The 18046-nt window shown below is 70.9% G+C and carries 15 protein-coding genes; 4 read left to right on the forward strand and 11 right to left on the reverse strand.

Annotation, left to right across the window (positions count from 1 at the left end; genetic code table 11):
• The gene (locus ACIHAO_RS26240; RefSeq protein WP_396562049.1) at positions 1-564 is read right to left on the reverse strand and encodes a CGNR zinc finger domain-containing protein; all 564 of its coding nucleotides are present in this window, start codon (positions 562-564) and stop codon (positions 1-3) included.
• Positions 565-586: 22 nt separating this feature from the next.
• Here ACIHAO_RS26240 and ACIHAO_RS26245 point away from each other — a divergent pair, with 22 nt between their 5' ends.
• The gene (locus ACIHAO_RS26245) at positions 587-1753 is read left to right on the forward strand and encodes an MFS transporter (RefSeq protein ID WP_396562051.1); all 1167 of its coding nucleotides are present in this window, start codon (positions 587-589) and stop codon (positions 1751-1753) included.
• Here the strand turns inward: ACIHAO_RS26245 and ACIHAO_RS26250 are convergent.
• Positions 1722-2090, reverse strand: a complete 369-nt coding sequence (locus ACIHAO_RS26250; protein ID WP_396562053.1) for an Rv2175c family DNA-binding protein — start codon at positions 2088-2090, stop codon at positions 1722-1724. The two genes, ACIHAO_RS26245 and ACIHAO_RS26250, sit on opposite strands and share 32 nt — an antisense overlap.
• A gap of 184 nt (positions 2091-2274) precedes the next feature.
• Between ACIHAO_RS26250 and pknB the strand changes: the two genes are divergently transcribed.
• Together pknB and ACIHAO_RS26260 are read left to right on the forward strand one after the other, a co-directional pair.
• Positions 2275-4329: a Stk1 family PASTA domain-containing Ser/Thr kinase gene (gene pknB / locus ACIHAO_RS26255; RefSeq protein WP_396562055.1), complete on the forward strand. Its 2055-nt coding sequence runs from the start codon at positions 2275-2277 to the stop codon at positions 4327-4329.
• Between the two features lie 130 nt (positions 4330-4459).
• On the forward strand, positions 4460-5251 hold the full coding sequence (locus ACIHAO_RS26260) for a hypothetical protein (RefSeq protein ID WP_396562057.1): 792 nt from the start codon (positions 4460-4462) through the stop codon (positions 5249-5251).
• A gap of 117 nt (positions 5252-5368) precedes the next feature.
• On the opposite strand, the gene ACIHAO_RS26265 is transcribed toward ACIHAO_RS26260, so the two are convergent.
• Positions 5369-6202: an NAD(P)H-binding protein gene (locus ACIHAO_RS26265; protein WP_396562059.1), complete on the reverse strand. Its 834-nt coding sequence runs from the start codon at positions 6200-6202 to the stop codon at positions 5369-5371.
• A gap of 95 nt (positions 6203-6297) precedes the next feature.
• Here ACIHAO_RS26265 and ACIHAO_RS26270 point away from each other — a divergent pair, with 95 nt between their 5' ends.
• Positions 6298-7047, forward strand: a complete 750-nt coding sequence (locus ACIHAO_RS26270) for a TetR/AcrR family transcriptional regulator (RefSeq protein ID WP_125793417.1) — start codon at positions 6298-6300, stop codon at positions 7045-7047.
• Positions 7048-7307: 260 nt separating this feature from the next.
• On the opposite strand, the gene ACIHAO_RS26275 is transcribed toward ACIHAO_RS26270, so the two are convergent.
• From ACIHAO_RS26275 to ACIHAO_RS26310, 8 genes are read right to left on the reverse strand one after another with little or no spacing between them, the layout of a single operon-like run.
• Entirely contained in the window at positions 7308-8117 is an 810-nt protein-coding gene (locus ACIHAO_RS26275; RefSeq protein WP_396562062.1) for a cell division protein FtsQ/DivIB, read from the reverse strand.
• Positions 8118-8142: 25 nt separating this feature from the next.
• Entirely contained in the window at positions 8143-9552 is a 1410-nt protein-coding gene (gene murC / locus ACIHAO_RS26280) for a UDP-N-acetylmuramate--L-alanine ligase (RefSeq protein WP_396562064.1), read from the reverse strand.
• Positions 9545-10672, reverse strand: a complete 1128-nt coding sequence (gene murG / locus ACIHAO_RS26285; RefSeq protein ID WP_396562066.1) for an undecaprenyldiphospho-muramoylpentapeptide beta-N-acetylglucosaminyltransferase — start codon at positions 10670-10672, stop codon at positions 9545-9547. The genes murC and murG overlap by 8 nt, the downstream gene beginning before the upstream one ends.
• Positions 10669-12147, reverse strand: a complete 1479-nt coding sequence (gene ftsW / locus ACIHAO_RS26290; protein WP_396562068.1) for a putative lipid II flippase FtsW — start codon at positions 12145-12147, stop codon at positions 10669-10671. Before ftsW ends, murG begins: the two co-directional genes overlap by 4 nt.
• Positions 12134-13537 carry a UDP-N-acetylmuramoyl-L-alanine--D-glutamate ligase gene (gene murD, locus ACIHAO_RS26295; protein ID WP_396562070.1) on the reverse strand — a complete coding sequence of 468 codons (1404 nt, stop codon included), beginning with the start codon at positions 13535-13537 and terminating at the stop codon, positions 12134-12136. Before murD ends, ftsW begins: the two co-directional genes overlap by 14 nt.
• Before the next feature lie 3 nt (positions 13538-13540).
• Positions 13541-14626, reverse strand: a complete 1086-nt coding sequence (gene mraY / locus ACIHAO_RS26300; RefSeq protein ID WP_125793411.1) for a phospho-N-acetylmuramoyl-pentapeptide-transferase — start codon at positions 14624-14626, stop codon at positions 13541-13543.
• Entirely contained in the window at positions 14623-16155 is a 1533-nt protein-coding gene (gene murF / locus ACIHAO_RS26305; RefSeq protein WP_396562073.1) for a UDP-N-acetylmuramoyl-tripeptide--D-alanyl-D-alanine ligase, read from the reverse strand. Before murF ends, mraY begins: the two co-directional genes overlap by 4 nt.
• Complete coding sequence (locus ACIHAO_RS26310; protein ID WP_396562135.1) at positions 16152-17657, reverse strand: UDP-N-acetylmuramoyl-L-alanyl-D-glutamate--2,6-diaminopimelate ligase; 1506 nt, start codon at positions 17655-17657, stop codon at positions 16152-16154. The genes murF and ACIHAO_RS26310 overlap by 4 nt, the downstream gene beginning before the upstream one ends.
• Positions 17658-18046 lie beyond the last annotated feature (389 nt).

Below are 18046 nucleotides of genomic sequence, written 5' to 3' on the forward strand. Positions count from 1 at the left end.
TCATTGCGCCGCAGGTGACCGACCGCGCCGGTGCGCAGCGACCCGCTCCCGAGTCGCGCACCGCGTCGAGCAGTACCGCCGCGGGCTCCCCCCACCCAAGTGAACGAACGGCTTCCCGCACCCCGAAGCCGCACACAGCCCTCCCGGCGGCGCCTGACGGTCCGCCAGCAACACCGCCAACGCCAGCGCGGACGACGTCACCAGCCACGCGCCCCACGGCCCGTCGTCGTCGGCGTCCACGTGCAGGTGCCAGCCGAACCCGTCGGCGTGATCGGTCAGCCGCGGCGGATGCGCGTAGCGAGCCAGCAGCCGATTGAGCACCTCGGCCGCCTCCCCGGCATCCCGCGCCGCGAAAACCTCACGCAGCTCCGAAGCCGCCTCACGCAGCGAAGCCACATCCGAAGGCGCCAACTCGACCGAGGTCTCGCCGTGCGCCTCCAGAACCGCGCGAACCGACGCGACCGAGGGGTCCGGCGCGAGCAGGACCGCCAGCAGATCCACCGCCCGCTGCGCCGCCGCCCGCGCCGAACGGCCGGGCAGGAAATCCCGCTGCGCTGAAGTCACACCCCACTGTAACGTCTTGCTCATGAGAGGCCGTTACAGGCTCGCCGTCTATTTGACCGGTGCGACGATCGCCAGGACCGGCGACGAACTGTCCGGACCGGCGTTGCTCCTGCTCGGCATGAGCGTCGACGGCTCGGCCGCCACCGGGTCCGCGCTGCTCGCGGGCCTGACGGTCTCCGCGGCGGCGGGCGGGCCGCTGCTCGGCGCGCTGCTCGACCGCAGTCCCCGGCCCGGACGGCTGCTGGCGTGGGCGCTGCTCGCCTACGCGGGCGGGCTCGGCGCGGTGCTCGCGCTGGTCGAACTCCCGGCGGCGATCGCGGTGGCCGTCGCGGTGGGGCTGCTCAACCCCGCGCTGGCGGGTGGCTGGACGGCGCAGTTGCCGAACGTCCGCGGCACGACACCGCTGGCGAGGGCGAGCACCCTGGACGCGATGACGTTCACCGCCGCGAGCCTCGCCGGGCCGGGGCTCGCCGGGCTCGTGGCCGCGTACGCCGGCGCCCCGGCCGCGGTCGCCGTCGCCGTCACGCTGGTCGCCGCCGCCTTCCCCGCCGCATGGTCGCTCCCCGCGGTCGAAGCGAAGCCCGCGACACCGATCCGCCGTCAACTCGCCGACGGGTTCACGGTCCTCTTCCGCAACCGCGCGCTGCTGCGAGCCACCGCGACGTCCACGGTGTCCTTCGTCGGCATCGGGGTCGCGGTGGTCTGCTATCCGCTGCTCGGCGCCCAACGGCTGGGCACTCCGGGCTTCGGCGCGCTTCTGCTCACTGTGCTGGCCGCCGCGTCACTGGTCGCGAACGGCGCGCTGACCCGCAGGCCGCCACCACCGGACGGCACCGTGCTCGCCAGCACCGTTCTGCTGGGCGCGAGTTTCCTGCTCGCGGCGACAGCGCACGACGCGGTGACCCTGCTGGCCGCCGCCGTACTCGCCGGATTCGCCGAAGGGCCGCAACTTTCGGCGCTTTTCGCCATCCGGCATCGCGAAACGCCCGCGCGGGTGCGGGCTCAGGTTTTCACGACGGCGGCGAGCGTGAAGATCAGCGGACTCGCGGCGGGTGCGGCGGCCGCGGGACCGTTGAGCGCACTCTCCGTGACCACGGCGCTGAGTGCCGCGGCCGGGTGTCAGCTTCTCGCGGCCGCGACGTATGTGCTGGTCAGAGCTAGAACGCCATCGCCTGCGCGCGCCGCTTGACCTCGGTGCCGTGGCTGGTGCGGAGCGCGTTGACCGGGGTGGCCCCGGGCAGGGTCTCGTCCGCGGCGAAGAGCCAGCGCAGCATCTCCGTCCGGGTGAAACCGGAGTCCGCGAGCACGGTGATGGTGCCCGCCAGGCCCTTGACCACGCCGTCCTTCACCAGGAACGCGCCAGGGACGTACAGCTCGCCCTTGCGCCGGACGGCGATCAGATGGCCGTCGCGCAGCATCTGGCGGACCTTGTTGGCCGAAACGTTCAGCGCGGTCGCGACCTCCGGCAGCGGAAGAACGGCCACATCTGCGTCAAGGATGTCGTCGGCGACGGGAATACCACTCACAGGTGACACTGTGCCACATTCCGTCTCCGGCTCCGTTGGTACGCATGGGTGACGACGAGACCGTGACGGAGAGTACACACATGGTCACGTATACCGCCGATTCGAGGAAATGACGGAAATCGTGATCCCCGGCGCGCCAGGTCCCGTACACCACAACATGGGTACTTCCGTACGATCCATAGCCGTGACACGCACGGATCCCACTCTGGTGGGCACTCTGCTCGAGGGCCGCTACCGGGTGGACAAGCTGCTCGCACGCGGTGGGATGTCGTCGGTGTACCGCGGCGTCGACACCCGCCTGGACCGCCAGGTCGCCATCAAGATCATGGACCCGCGGTTCGCCGACGACCGGTCCTTCGTCGAACGCTTCGAGCGGGAAGCCCGCTCGGCGGCGCGCCTGCACCACCCGCACGTGGTGGCGGTGCACGACCAGGGTTTCGACACCCCCGGCGGCGAGGAGTCCGGCCGCGCGTTCCTGGTCATGGAACTCGTCGACGGCGGGACCCTGCGTGAACTGCTCACCGAACGTGGCCCGCTGGACGTCGCGCTCGCGCTGAGCATCACCGAACCGGTGCTCTCCGCACTGGCCGCGGCGCATGCCGCCGGTCTGGTGCACCGCGACGTCAAACCGGAGAACGTGCTCGTCGGCCGCGGCGGCACGGCGCTTTCGGGCGGCGTGGTCAAGGTGGCCGACTTCGGCCTGGTCCGCGCGATCGCCAGCGCGGGCACCACCAGTTCGAGCGTCATCCTCGGCACCGTCGCCTACGTCTCACCCGAACAGGTCGCCACCGGCGCGACCACATCGCGCGGCGACGTCTACTCGGCCGGGATCCTGCTGTACGAAATGCTCACCGGACGCCCGCCGTACACCGGCGACACCGCCCTTTCGGTGGCGTACCGGCACGTCAACGACGACGTCCCGCGCCCCAGCGAGCTGCGTCCCGGCATCCCGCCGCAGCTGGACGAGCTGATCCTGCGCGCCACGCGCCGCGATCCCGAGCAGCGCCCGGCCGACGCCGCGGCGTTCCTCGCCGAGCTGAACCATCTGCGCACCGTCCTCGGCGTCCCGGCGGTCCCGGTGCCCGTGCCGCTGCCCGCGGACGCCGACCGCGAGACCGACGCCGAACGCACCACCCCCGGCATCCCGGCGGTCCCGGTGGCGAACCCGGCCATGGCGACGACGGTGCTGGCCCCGGTCGCCGAGGCGACCATGCCGGTCACCGGCCCGCGCGGAACGCAGGCGCTGCTCCGTGAACCGCCGCCGCCCGCCGCCCAGCCGCCCCGCACACCGCCCCCTCGGCCCCAACCGGCCGCGGACGACGAGCAGCCGGGGTCGCGCAAGCGTCTGTACCTGATGATCGTGGCCGCGGTGGTGATCCTCGGCGGCCTGATCGGCGCGTTCGCCTTCATCCTCAACGATTCCGGCCCAAGCTCGTCCTCGGTGCCGAAGCTCGCCGGGATGAACCAGGCCGCCGCCGGTGACGCGCTCCGGTCGGCGAAACTGACCCCGGCCTACAGCGAGGAGTACAGCGACACCGCCGCCCAGCACACGGTGATCCGGTCCGACCCCGCCGCGGGCACGTCGCTCGCGCCGGGCGCCACGGTCAACGTCGTGCTGTCGAAGGGCCGTCCGATCGTGCCGGACATCCAGGCCGGGACGAGCCAGCAGGACGCCGAAACGGCGATCAAGGCCGCGCAGCTGAGTCCGGTCCAGGGCGAACAGGAGTACAGCGACGTCGCCAAGAACAAGGTGATCCGCGTCGACCCGAGCCCCGGTTCACAGCTGAACATCGGCGGGCAGGTCACGATCATCCTGTCGAAGGGTCCCGAACCGCTGCCGCCGGTCCCGGACGTCACGGGCCAGAGCAAGGACGCCGCCTTCCAGATCCTGCAGCAGGCGGGCTTCCAGCCGTTCCAGGCGGGCGAGGAGTTCTCCGACCAGTTCGCCGCCGGCCAGGTGATCCGCACCGACCCGAAGGGCGGCGGGAAGGCGAGCAACCGCCGGATCGGGGTGTTCGTTTCGAACGCCATCGAAGTGCCGAACGTGACCTTCAAGCGGATGGAGGAGGCGATCCAGATCCTGAAACAGGCGGGTCTGGAACCCGACCGTGAGGGTCGCGGAAACGGCAACGGTCACGGCGGCGGAAACGGTGGTTTCGACTTCGTCCTGCAGCAGGATCCGTCGCCGGGCACCAAGGTGCCGAAGGGCACGAAAGTGAAGCTCAAGGGCTTCGGGTGACGCGAAAGGTGCGTTGAAACCGTTCAGTACCGGCATGGTCATCGGATACCGTGAAGCGCATGGTGGTCGTTGACGGCGTGAGCGGCAGGTCCGACAGGTTCACCCCGCGTTCTGCCGCGCCCGGTCCACGATGAGCTTCTTCACCGACGGTCCGCGCAGCCGCCCCCTGTTCCCGGTGCCGGAACAGGAACTGTTCGGCTACAACGGCCGCCCCTGGGTGGAGGCGCCGCACGAGTACATCGTGCCGGCGATCCTGCCCTGGTCGATGCCACTGGGCCGCGCCGAGCGGACCATCGTGGCGCTGCGCGGCATCGAGGTGTGGCCGGAGTCGGTGTCGTTCCAGCTGTCGGTGTACTCGCGGGATCTCCTGCTGAACGAACCCGGCGAAGGCCTCATCGACCACCGCCGGGTCCCGGACTACAACGCGCTGCTGGTCGGGGTGCTCTTCCCCGACGGCAGGCGGGCCAGTTCGGAGACCATCTCCGTGCCGTCGGCCACCAAACCGGATCAGCCGGTGCTGCGCGCACAGGGGCTGGGCGGTTCGGCGTTCCACGTCGACCACGAGATCTTCCTGTGGCCGCTGCCGCCCGACGGTCCGCTGGAATTCGTCGTCCAGTGGCTCGACCGCGACATCGAGGAGACGCACACCGCGCTCGACGGCACCGCGATCCGCGACGCAGCCAAGGAGGCAGGCGAGATTTGGCCCGGCCTGCCCGCCAGGGAGGCGCACGGCCTGCCGGTCCGCCGGGTCGGGGCGCAGGCGATGATCACCCCCGCCTGGCCCCGCGAGTCGCAGGCCCCGCCGCCCTTGCCGCAGCCGCAGCGTCCGTCCTCGCCACCCGCCGAGGCTCCTGCTCCGGTGGCGGACCGGCCGCGGCGTGGTGCGCCGCTGCCGACCCGCCTCCCCCGCCGGGCTCGCTGACCACCGGTAACTCGTATCTCGCGTGTTCCTAGCCGTAACTCGTGTGATTGAAGGCGGAACTCATGAGTTACGGCTCCAATCACGCGAGTTACGCCTTCAATCACGCGAGTTCCGGGTTCAGCGGAACGCTTCGACGTTCGCCAACGCCCACTCCGCGTAGGTGACGCCGGGCCGTCCGGTGAGTTCCTGGACGACGCCCGTCGGCTTGTCGGGGTTTTCGGTGAAATACGCGAAGCCGTCGAGCAGCCACTCGGCGATCTCCGCCGGGACGCCGGCGGCGGCCCACTGCTTGTTCGCCTCTTCCCGGGTGAGCTCCTGGAAGACCACCTCTTCGCCGAGCGCGGCCGAGATGGCGGCGACCTGTTCGCGCTGGCTGATCGACTCCGGGCCGCTCAGCGTGTGCTTCTTGCCGACGTGCCCCTCGGTGAGGATGACGTGCGCCGCCACGGCGGCGATGTCCGCGAGGTCGATCGGCGTCATCCGGGATTCGGGGTAGGCCTCGCGGACCACGCGCTCGGCCTTGATCGTCTCGGCCCAGCCGAGGGTGTTGTTCATGAACGCGCCCGGCCGCAGGAAGGTCCAGTCGAAGTCCGCCTCCCGGACCGCCTTCTCGATGATCGCGTAATCCGCGCCGCTCGAGTTCTCCTCCGGGTCGTCGGCGTTGCTGCCCGACAGGGCCACCACCCGGCGCACTCCGGCCTCCTTCGCCAGCTTCACGAAGTCGTCCACCTTGGCCGCCAGCGGCGCCAAGTACACGGTCTCGATGCCCTTGAGCGCCTCCGGCAGTGTCTCCGGCTTGCCCAGGTACCCCTTGGCGACCTCCACCTGCTCCGGCAGCGCCGCCTTCGCCGGGTTGACGGTCAGCGCCCGCACCGGCGCTCCGGCGCTCACCAGCTCGTCGACGAGCAGCCTGCCGACGCTTCCGGTCGCACCGGTCACCAGGATCGTCACGATTCCCCACTCCTTTTCGTACGCCCTACGAGATCAGTTTAACCGTACCTCATACGAGAATGTAGAATCCAGCTTCACGGCCGAGTGGAGTGTGGATGGACTTCGAGCGCAGCCTCGAACTGTTGTGGCGTGACCGCGGCGAAGCCCGGCAGCCGACCAGGGGGCGGAAGCCGAAACTGACCCTCGACCAGGTGATCGCCACCGCCGTCGCGCTCGCCGACGGCGCGGGCGAGGCGACCGTCTCGATGAGCCAGATCGCGAAGGAACTCGGCGCGGGCACGATGACGCTCTACACCTACGTCCCCGGCAAGACCGAACTGCTCGACCTCATGGTGGACTCGGTACTCGCCGAACGAGACCTCCCCGGCCCCGGCGCCCCCCGGCCGGACGGCTGGCGCGAGCAGGTGCGGCTCTACGCCGACCGCACCCTGGCCGTGTTCCGGGCGCATCCATGGCTGCGCTCGACGTCGATGGTGCGGCCGGTGCTCGGCCCCGGGCTGATGGCGGGTCAGGAGTACCTGATCGCGGCGGTGTCGGACATCGGGCTGGCGCCCCGCAAGGCGGCCGCGGCCGCGAACAGCATCGAGATCTACGTGCAGGCGAACGCGACACTTTTCGCCGAGACCGCGCAGGTCGAACAGGAGACCGGGCAGTCGACCGACGCCTGGTGGGGGCAGCGGTCGGTGTTCTGGGAGAAGTACTTCGACGTGGAACGGCATCCGGCGATGACGCGGATCTGGGAAAGCGGCGGTTACGACGCGGACACCTGCGAAGCCGCCGACGAGACCTTCGCGTTCGGCCTGGAACGCCTGCTGGACGGCATCGAAGCCCTCGTCACCCGCTGACCCTCCCGCAATTCGTCACCTACTTGCGGTAGTTCGCCCTGCCAACCAGCGCAACTAGATGACGAATTGCGGGACGAGGGCACCTGCGGGAGAACTTGGGGTCCGGCACGTGCCCCCAATGTGGCATTGGGGACGCTGAGCGTCTCCAATGCCACATTGGGGGCATCCACAATCGGCCCGGTCGTGCTCAGAGGCCGCAATTCGTCACCTACTTGCGGTAGTTCGCCCTCCCAACCACCGCAAGTAGGTGACGAATTGCGTCAGGAGACGGTGGGTAGATCGGGTGCCGAGACGTCGTAGACCTTGCCCTCGCGGGTGAGCAGGGCGGCCAGGACCTTCGCCTTGCGTTCGGTGTCGGCCGAGGTCCCCCACCGCACGGTCTTCCCGTCGGCCAGCGCGAACTCGACGCTGCCGGGGGTCTTCGCCGTCGCGGTGGTGACCTGCTTGAGCAGCTGCTGCGGGATCACGCCGAGGACGCCGGTGACCGCGCGGGTCACCGGGTCGTCGGCCGAAACCGAAGGCAGCTTGAGTTCGGGCAGCCCGGCCGGCCGCTCCTTGACCGTCTTGAACACCACTCCCCCGCCGTCGACGAGGTGGATGCCGTCACCGCCGGGTCCGCTGTCGAAGAAGGCGATCGCGGCGCGTTCGGTCACGGTGATCTCGATCGTGCCCGGCCACGACCGGGAGACGTCGACGGTGGCGATGCCGGGCATCTGCGCCACCCGGTCGCGGATGTCGTCGGTGTCCAGGCGCAGCATCGGTTTCTGGTCCGGCACCGCCGCCGCGGCGCGGATCTGTTCCGCGGGCACGGAACTCGCCCCGACGACGTCGACCTGCCGCACGCCCAGCATCGAGCTGAACCACAGCAGGTACACGAGGGCGACGACGGTCAGCACCGAAAGCAGCGCGACCCAGCGCCGCCGCATCTCCTTGTGCCTGGCCGGTCGCGTGGTGCGGCGGCGGTCGTACACGGACCGCTTGCCGCGCCGGGCCTTGACGCGTCGAGCGCGTTCGGTGCGCGGACGCCGACCGGGTTCGGCCGGGCGGCGGCGTTCCCCGGTCTGTGTCATGGCTGACCGCCGGCCGATGTCATGGCTAGCCTGCCCGCCGGTCCAGTTCGGCCAGGATCTCCGGGCCGAGCTGCGTGACGTCGCCGGCGCCCATGGTCACCAGCAGGTCGCCGGGGTTGACCAGATCCGCCGCGAGTTTCGCGGCGACGTCGAACGCGGGCTGGTAGTGCACGGGGACACCGGAGATCTGGTCGGCGATGAGCGCGCCGCTCACGCCGGGCTCCGGCTTCTCACGCGCCCCGAAGACGTCCAGCACGACGACCTCGTCGGCCAGGGACAGCGCGGCCGCGAATTCCTTCGAGAACGTCTTCGTGCGCGAGTACAGATGCGGTTGGAAGACCACGATGACCCGGCCCGGACCCGCGGCCGTCCGCACCGCGCGCAGCTGCGCGTCGACCTCGGTCGGGTGGTGCGCGTAGTCGTCGTACACGCGGACGTCGCCGGAGCGGCCCTTGAACTCGAACCTCCGCCGGACGCCACCGAACGCGGCGAGCCCTTCGGCGAGTCCTTCGATCGGCGCGCCGAGTTCGATCCCGGCCAGCAGCGCGGCGATCGCGTTCAGCGCCATGTGCTCGCCCGGCACCGCGACCCGCAGGACGATTTCCTCGCCCCGCAAGGAGATCCGGACGACGCCGCCGTCGGGGGCCGGCGCGTAGTCCAGCACCTTGGCGTCGTCGGCGCCGGTGACCGAACGCCCGTAGCGACGGACGCGGATGCCCTGCGCCGAGGCCCGCTCGCCCAGCTTCTCGGCACCTTCGTCGTCACCGCAGACGATGAGCAGCCCGCCCGGCACGATCCGGCCGAGGAAGTCGGTGAACACCGAGACGTACGCCTCGGCCGTGCCGTGGTGGTCCAGGTGGTCCGGCTCGACGTTGGTCACCACGGCGACCGACGGCGAGTAGGCCAGGAACGACCCGTCGCTCTCGTCGGCCTCGGCGACGAAGACGCCGCCTTCACCGTGGTGCGCGTTGGCGCCCGACTCGTTGAGGTCGCCGCCGATCGCGAACGACGGGTCGAGTCGGCACTGCTGCAAGGCGACGGTCAGCATCGACGTCGTCGACGTCTTGCCGTGCGTCCCGGCGATGCAGGCGACGCGGTGCCCCTCCATCAGCCCGGCCAGCGCCTCGGCGCGGTGCAGCACGGTGATCCCGCGTTCCCGCGCGGCCGCCAGTTCCGGATTGGACTCCTTGATCGCGGTCGACACGATGACCGAGGACGGGCCTTCGGGGAACGCGTCGAGGTTCTCGGCGCGCTGGCCGACGGCGATCTCGGCGCCTTGGGCACGCAGCGAAAGGAACGCGCGCGACTCCTTGGCGTCGGATCCGGAGACCTGGGCCCCGCGGGCCAGCAGGATACGGGCGATGCCGCTCATCCCGGCGCCGCCGATCCCGATCAGATGGGCACGCGTGAGCGTGTCGGGAAGTTGTTCAGGCACCTGCGGCCTCCAGCACGATCTTGGCAAGGGTCTCGTCGGCCTCCCGGTGGCCGAGGCCGACCGCGGCCGCACTCATCTTCGCGACCCTGTCGGCGTCGGACACCAGCGGGATCACCAGCTCCGCGACCTTGGCGGGGGTGAGGTCGGCGTCGGCGACCATCAGGCCCGCTCCCGCGTCGACCGCGGGCCGGGCGTTGACCGCCTGCTCGCCGTTGCCGTACGGCAGCGGGACGAACACCGCGGGCAGGCCGACGGCCGAGACCTCGGCGACGGTCATCGCGCCCGAGCGGCACAGGACCGCGTCGGCGGCGGCGTAGGCCAGGTCCATCCGTTCCAGGTACGGCACCGGGACGTACGCGGGCCTTCCGGGGAACTCCTGGACGACCAGCGTGTTCTTCGGCCCGTGGGCGTGCAGGACGCCGACGCCGGCGTCCGCGAACTCCTTGGCGGCGCCGGAAACGGCGGCGTTGATCGACACCGCGCCCTGCGAACCGCCGAAGACCAGCAGCGTCGGGGCGTCGGGGTCGAGCCCGAAGTGCTCACGGGCTTCGGCGCGCAGCGCGGCCCTGTCGAGTGACGTGATGGAGCGGCGCAGCGGGATGCCGACGACCTCGGCCTTCGCCAGCGGCGTCCCCGGGACGGCGACCGCGACGCGGACGGCGAACCGCGCGCCGACCTTGTTCGCCAGGCCCGGCTTCTCGTTGGCCTCGTGCACCACGATCGGCGTGCGGCCGCGCGCGGCGAGGTATGCCGGAAGCGCGACGTACCCGCCGAAGCCGACGACGACGTCCGCGCCGACCCGATCGAGGACCTCGCGGGTGCGCTTGACCGCGTCGCGGACCTTCAGCGGCATCTTCAGCAGTTCGGGCGTCGGCTTGCGTGGCATCGGCACCGGCGGGATCAGCTCCAGCTGGTAGCCGCGCGCCGGGACGAGCTTGTTCTCCAGCCCGCGCTCGGTTCCCAGCGCGATCACCTTCGCGTCGGGACGCAGGCGCATCACCGCGTCCGCGAGGGCGAGCGCCGGTTCGATATGCCCTGCGGTGCCGCCACCGGCGACCACGACCACCGGCGCCTTGCCGGCGACCTCGGCTGCTGCGTCGGCTCTGACGGGGTTGTTCACCTATGACCTCTCCGATTTGCGGTACCCCGTTTCGCGGTACCGCGGTTCGCCGCCGTTCGCGCGGCCGTCCTCCTGCCGGGTTCCCGCACCGAACGGCGCCGTTCCTGTGCGGGTGAAGGCCTCGCCGTCCTCGGCGCGGGCCTCGCCGCCTTGGCGGCGCCTCCCCTGGCCGCGGCGCCCTTGCGTTTGGCGGGCGGGCGGTACGGCTCGGGCGCGGGAAGCCTCAGCAGGCGTCCGAATTTACCTGGCCCCTGCGAGCGCAGTGCGGCCACCGCCTCCGGTTCGTGCCGGGCGGCGTTGGCGAGGATCCCCATGATGAGCATGGTGATCACCAGCGACGTCCCGCCGTAGGAGATCAACGGCAGCGTCACCCCGGTGACCGGCAGCAGGCCGACGACGTAACCGATGTTGATACCCGCCTGCGCGACCAGGAAGACGGTCAGCGTGCCGGACACGATGCGGATCCACGGGTCGAGGTTGCGGGTGGCGATCCGCAGGCCCACGACGGCGACCCCGGCGAACAGCCCGAGCACCACCACGCAGCCGACGAAGCCGAGTTCCTCACCGATCAGGGCGAAGATGAAGTCGTTCTGCACGTTCGGCAGGTAGCCCCAGTTGGACTGACCCTGGCCGAGGCCCTTGCCGAGGAATCCGCCGTCGGCGAGCGCGAGTTTCGCCTGGTTGGCCTGGAAGCCGTCGGCGCTGGTGTCCGGGTCGCCGGAGACGAACGACATGACCCGCGCGAGCCGGTACGGCGCGATGATGGCGAGCACAAGTACCCCGGCGAGACCACCCGCGAGGATGACGCCGAACAGCCGTTTCGGCGCGCCCGCGAACCACAGCAGGGCCATCAGCACGACGGCGAGGGTGATCGTGCCGCCGAGGTCGGGCTGCATCATCACCAGCGCGAACATCAGCAGCGCGATCGGCACGACCGGGACGAGCAGATGCCGCCACTGGTTGATGATGTTGTACTTGATCACCAGGATGTGCGCGCCCCAAAAGGCCAGCGCGACCTTCGCCGCCTCGACCGGCTGGAAGGCGAACCCCCCGAGCCGGAACCAGCCCTGCGAGCCGTTGACCTCGGAGCCGAGCGGGGTCAGCACCAGTACAAGCAGCCCGAGGCAGACCACGGTCGCCGTCGCCGAAAGCCGCCGGACGCGTTCCAGCGGCACCCGCAGCCCGACCCAGAACACCACCGCGCCGATCCCGACGAACATGAGGTGCTTGCTGAACTGGGCGTACACGCCGGTGCCGGTCTTGGGGTTGTACGAGGCGACCGACGAGGCGGACAGCACCATCACGATGCCGATCACGGTCAGCACGCCGGTGAGCGCCAGCACGAGGTGGAACGACGCGAGTGGCCGCGAAAGCCACGCCGTCAGCGCGGTGCGGAAGGCGACGAACGGGCTTTCCTTGCGTTCACGGCGCTTGCGCGCAGGGGACTCGCGCTTTCTCTCCTCAACCGCCGTCACTGGTCTCCCCCGCACCGTCGCGCAGGACACGGACCGCCCGCGCGAACGCGTCGCCGCGCTCGCCGTAGGAGCGGTACATGTCCAACGACGCCGCGGCGGGGGCCAGCAGCACCACATCTCCAGGGCGCGCCAGGGCGCGGGCCGCCTTCACCGCCGCAGTCATGGTGTCATCGTCACCCGAAGGGAGGCTCTTGACCGGGACATCCGGCGCGTGTCGCGCAACAGCGGCGGCGATCACGGGTGAATCCACGCCGAACAGGACGACTCCCCGCAGCCGCCCGGCGATCGAGCCGACGAGCTCGTCCACGGAAGCGCCTTTGAGCTGGCCGCCGGCGATCCAGACGACGTCCAGATGCGCGCGGAGCGAACCGCTCGCCGCGTGCGGGTTGGTCGCCTTGGAGTCGTTGATGTACCGGACGCCGTCGATCTCGCCGATCTCCTCGGCGCGATGCGGGGCGGGCCGGTACTCACGGAGGCCCTTGGCGACGTCTTCGCCGGTGACGCCGTACGCGCGGGCCAGCGCGGCCGCGGCGAGGGCGTTGGAGACGTTGTGCGGACCGGCGGGACGGACGTCGGCCAGCGTGCCGAGTTCGTCGGCACTGGTCGCCGGGTCGGCGACGAAGGCACGGTCGACCAGCAGGTCTTCCACGATCCCGAGTTCGCCGGGACGCGGGGTGTCCATGCCGAAGGCGACCCGGCGGGCGTCCGCGGGCGCGTGCTCGTCGGCGAGCCGGACCGACCACTCTTCGTGGAGGTTGTGCACCACGTTGCGGGAGTGGGTGTGGACCCGCCCCTTCGCGGCCGCGTACTCCTCCATCGAGCCGTGCCAGTCGAGGTGGTCCTCGGCCAGGTTCAGCACCACCGACGCGAGCGGGGCCAGCGTGGACGACCAGTGCAGCTGGAAGCTCGACAGCTCCACGGCGAGCACCTCGTGCCCGGCCCGCACCGCGTCGAGCACCGCGAAACCGACGTTTCCGCAGGCAACGGCGTCGACCCCGGCGGAACGCAGGATCGACTCCAGCATCCCGACCGTGGTGGTCTTGCCGTTGGTGCCGGTGATCGCGAGCCACACCGGCGGCTTGTCGCGCAGCTGCCCGACACGCCACGCCAGTTCGACGTCGCCGATCACCTCGACACCCGCCTCGGCCGCCGCCACCAGCAACGGCGAAGACGGCTTCCAGCCGGGGCTGGTCACGACCAGCTCGACACCTTCGGGCGGCTCCGTCAGGCCGGGCACGAGTTCCGCGCCGAGCCCTTCCAGCTCCGCCAGCCGTTCGGCGTTGCCGTCGGTGACGGTGATCCGTGCGCCCAGGTCCGTCAGCACGGGGACGATGGACTTGCCGGTGACCCCGGCTCCGGCGACGAGGACGTGACGCCCGGCGAGCTCCACTTGCTAACCCCCGAGGCCGAGCTGTTCGCTGTAGAACAGGCCGAGACCGAACATGCAGCAGACGGCCGAAAGCAGCCAGAACCGGATGATGACCGTGGTCTCCGCCCAGCCCGCGAGTTCGAAGTGGTGATGGAACGGGGCCATCCGGAACAGCCGCCGCCTGGTCGTGCGGAACACCGCGATCTGCGCGACCACCGAGATCATCTCGACCATGAACAGACCGCCGATGACGATGGCGAGCAGTTCGGTGCGGGTGGTCATCGACAGACCGGCGACGAGACCACCGAGGGCCAGCGAACCGGTGTCGCCCATGAAGATCTTCGCCGGGGCCGCGTTCCACCAGAGGAACCCGACGCAGGCGCCGGTCGCCGCGGCGGCCACCACGGCCAGGTCCAGCGGGTCACGGACGTCGTAGCAGGCGGCCTGCGGGGTGACCGCGCACGAGAGGCGGGTCTGCCAGAAGGCGATGACGACGTAGGTCGCCAGCACCATCGCCGCGGTGCCGCCGGCGAGGCCGTCGAGACCGTCGGTGAAGTTCACCGCGTTCGACCAGCCCGAGATGACGATGTAGCAGAAGATCACGAAGAACACCGACGGGAAGGTGATCAGCGCGAGGTCCCGCACGTAGGACAGGCTCTCCGAGGCGGGCGTCAGGCCTTCGCCGTTGGGGAACCGCAGCGCCAGAACCGCGAAGACGATCGTGACCACCAGCTGGCCGACCAGTTTCGCGGTCTTGTTCAGCCCGAGGTTGCGCTGCTTGCGGATCTTGATGAAGTCGTCGAGGAACCCGACGAGCCCGAGGCCCACCGCCAGGAAGAGGACCAGCAGCCCCGAGGCGGACGGGCCGCCGGTGCCGTTGCCCCCGCTGAGCGAGCTGATCAGATGCGCCACGAAATACCCGACGACCATCGCGATGATGATCGCGACACCACCCATCGTCGGGGTACCGCGTTTGGATTTGTGTCCCTGCGGCCCTTCCTCCCGGATCTCCTGGCCGAAGCCCTGCCGGGAGAACACCCGGATCAGATAAGGAGTGAGGAGGATGGAGACCAGCAGGCCCGCCGCGGCCGCGATCAGGATGCTGATCACGCGTCACCACCGTTCGAGCGTTCTTGAGAGGGGGAAGGGGGTACTACAGGGGTTTCGACGATCGTTCCGGGGGAGGCGAGCACGGCATCGGCCACCCGCCACAGCGCGGCGGCCTTGGAAGCCTTCACCAGCACCACGTCCCCCGCGCGGAGCTGATCATGCAGCAGGGCGATGGCGGCCTCGACGTCGGGTACCAGTACCGACTCCTCGCCCCAGGAGCCCTCCTGCTGGGCACCCTGATGCGTGGCCGCGGCGGCCTGGCCGATGACCACGAGCTTGTCGATGTTGAGCCGGACGACGAGCCTGCCGATGCCGTCGTGCGCCGCGACCGAGTCCTCGCCGAGGTCGCCCATCACGCCGAGCACGGCCCAGGAACGGCGGTCCGCGCTCATCGACGCGAGCGCCTTGAGGGCGGCCCGCATCGACTCGGGGCTGGCGTTGAACGAGTCGTTGAGCACCGTGACGCCGTCGGCCCGGGTGGTGACCTCCATGCGGCGGTCCGAGCGCCGCTCGAGGCTCGACAGACGGGCCGCGACCTCCTCGACCGTCGAGCCCATTTCCAAGGCCACGGCGGCCGCGCTGAGCGCGTTGCCGACGTGGTGCTCGCCGTAGAGCGGCAGTTTCACCGGCGCTTCGCCGTCCGGGGTGATCAGGCGGAACGACGCGCGCGCTTCCCCGTCGAGGGTGATGTCGGCGGCGCGGACCTGCGCGGACGCGCTCTCGCCGACGAAAACCACCCGCGCGGTCGTGCGGCTCGCCATCGCCGCGACGTACGGGTCGTCGAGGTTCAGGACCGCGACGCCGCCGTCCTCCGCGCTCGGCAGCGCCTCCACGAGCTCGCCCTTGCCCTTGGCGATGCCCTCTCGCGAGCCGAACTCACCGACGTGCGCGGTGCCGACGTTGAGCACGACGCCGATCCGCGGCGGCGCGATGGCCGCCAGTTCGGCGATGTGGCCGGGCCCGCGGGCGGACAGCTCCAGCACCAGCTGCCGGGTCGAGGCGTCGGCCCGCAGCGCCGTCCAGGGGTGGCCCAGCTCGTTGTTGAACGATCCCGGCGGCGCCACCGTCGGGCCGAGCGGCTCCAGCAGCTGGGCGATGATGTCCTTGGTCGAGGTCTTCCCCGACGAGCCGGTGACCCCGACGACGGTCAGGTGGTCGCCGGAAAGCTTCTGGACCACGTGCCTGGCGAGCTTGGCGAGCGCGGCCAGCACCGCGGCGCCCGCTCCGTCCTTGTCCGAGACCAGCGCGAACGCGCGCTCGTGCGTGGCACCGGCGGCGGGCGGCGGCACGATCACGGCCGGGGCGTCGACCTCACGGGCCGCCAGCACCGCGACAGCGCCGGATTCGACGGCCCGCGCGGCGAAGTCATGGCCGTCGACCTTCGCCCCGGGCAGCGCGACGAACAGACCGCCGGGCGTGATCTCGCGGGTGTCGAATTCGACGCTTCCGGTGACCTCGGCGGTCCCGTCGGTCCGATGCAGCCTGCCGCCGACGATGGCGGCGATCTCGGCCAGGCTGAGCACGATCACTCTGTCTCCAGACGTCTGCGGATGGCGGAGGCCAGCTCTTCGCGGTCGGAGAACGGGTGCACGACACCCTGGACCTCCTGGCCGGTCTCGTGGCCCTTGCCCGCGATGAGCACGATGTCACCGGGCTGGGCGAGCTCGACCGCGCGCACGATGGCTTCGCGGCGGTCGGCGATCTCGACGATCTCGCCGCCCAAGGCGGGCCCGGCGTTGCGGGCACCGGCCAGCATCGCCGCCCGGATCGCGGCCGGATCCTCCGAACGCGGGTTGTCGTCGGTCACGATCAGCACTTCGCTGCGCCGGACCGCCGCCTCGCCCATCATCGGGCGCTTCGCGGTGTCACGGTCCCCGCCGCAGCCGAGGACGGTGATGATCCGGCCCTCGGTGCGGGCGCGCAGCGCGTCGAGCCCCTGCGCCACCGCGGCGGGCTTGTGCGCGTAGTCGACGACGGCGGTGAACGGCTGGCCGAGGTACACCCGCTCCATCCGGCCCGGTACCTCGACCGAGGCGAGCCCGGCGACGATCGCTTCGAGCGGGACACCGGCGGTGTTGAGGATCGCGGCGGCGAGCACGGCGTTCGCCACGTTGAACGCACCCGGCAGCGGGATCATCGCCGACGCGGCGAGCCCGTCGGGGCCGTGGAGGGTGAAGGTCTGCTCCCCCGCCGGGGTGGGTGTGAGGTCGGTGGCGCGCCACAGCGCGTCCGTTCCCGGCTCGGTGGACACGGTCACCGTGTGCGGGGTGAGGAGTGCGTGGCCCCATGCGCTGTCGACGACGACCACCTCGGCGGTGGAACGGCCGTCGAACAGCAGCGACTTGGCGGCGAAGTACTCCTCCATGTCCTTGTGGAAGTCCAGGTGGTCCTGGGACAGGTTGGTGAAGGCCCCGACCGCGAAGCGCGTGCCGTTGACCCGGCCCAGCGACAGCGCGTGGCTGGAGACCTCCATCGGGACGTGCGTGACCCCGCGCTCCACCATCACCGCGAGGAGGGCCTGCAGATCCGGCGCCTCGGGGGTGGTGAACCCGCTGGCCAGCCGCTCGCCCGCGATCCGGGTCTCGACCGTGCCGATCAGCCCGGTGGTCAGGCCCGCCGCCTTGAGCCCGGCGTCGACCAGGTACGACGTCGTGGTCTTGCCCGACGTCCCGGTGATCCCGAGGACGGAAAGCTCCAGCGACGGTTCGCCGTAGATCCAGGCGGCGATCTCGCCGAGGGCGGCACGCGGGTCCGGATGCACCAGGATCGGCACGCCGGCGTCGCGGAGCACCGGGCGTTCGGCACCGGCCTCGTCGGTGAGCACGGCGGCCGCGCCGGCGGCGATGGCCTGGTCGCTGAAGTCCGCGCCGTGGGCGCGGGCGCCGGGAAGCGCGGCGAAAAGGTCACCGGGGAGGACGTGCTGCGCGCGCAGCGTGCTGCCCGTGACCGTCAGTTCGGCCGCTGACGGATAGTCGTCACCGCCCACCACGAGCCGGGCGCCCGCCCTGGCGAGCAGCGTGCCCAGCGGCATCGGCTCGATCCTGGCCGGACGAGGGGGTGCGGCGACGGCCTTGACCGGGCTGTCCGGGACCTGGGCAGCCGTCGCGCCGGACCCGCTTTCGACGGCGGGACCGCTGCGGGGATCTGAAGTAGGCACCGACACAGCCAAGGAGGTTACCGGCGCGGCATTCGGGTGACTGAAGCGGTGCGGTGTGTGCACGCGACGATCACGCCCGTGGTAATGGGTTTCGTGAGCTCTCCTTGGCACGCAAGGGCTTCCGACTGTCGCTTGAGGACAGCGGTCTCGACGTTCCCCGCCTTTCCGCACGGTGCCCGGCGCGGAAGCCCGTTCACAGACAGCGACAAGTCACGGTGCTGGGCCGGTGCGCCGTGTAAGGCCCCCCTCCCTCGGCTCAGCCG

It is taken from the genome of Amycolatopsis sp. NPDC052450 (genome assembly GCF_044547565.1).
GTDB lineage: Bacteria > Actinomycetota > Actinomycetes > Mycobacteriales > Pseudonocardiaceae > Amycolatopsis.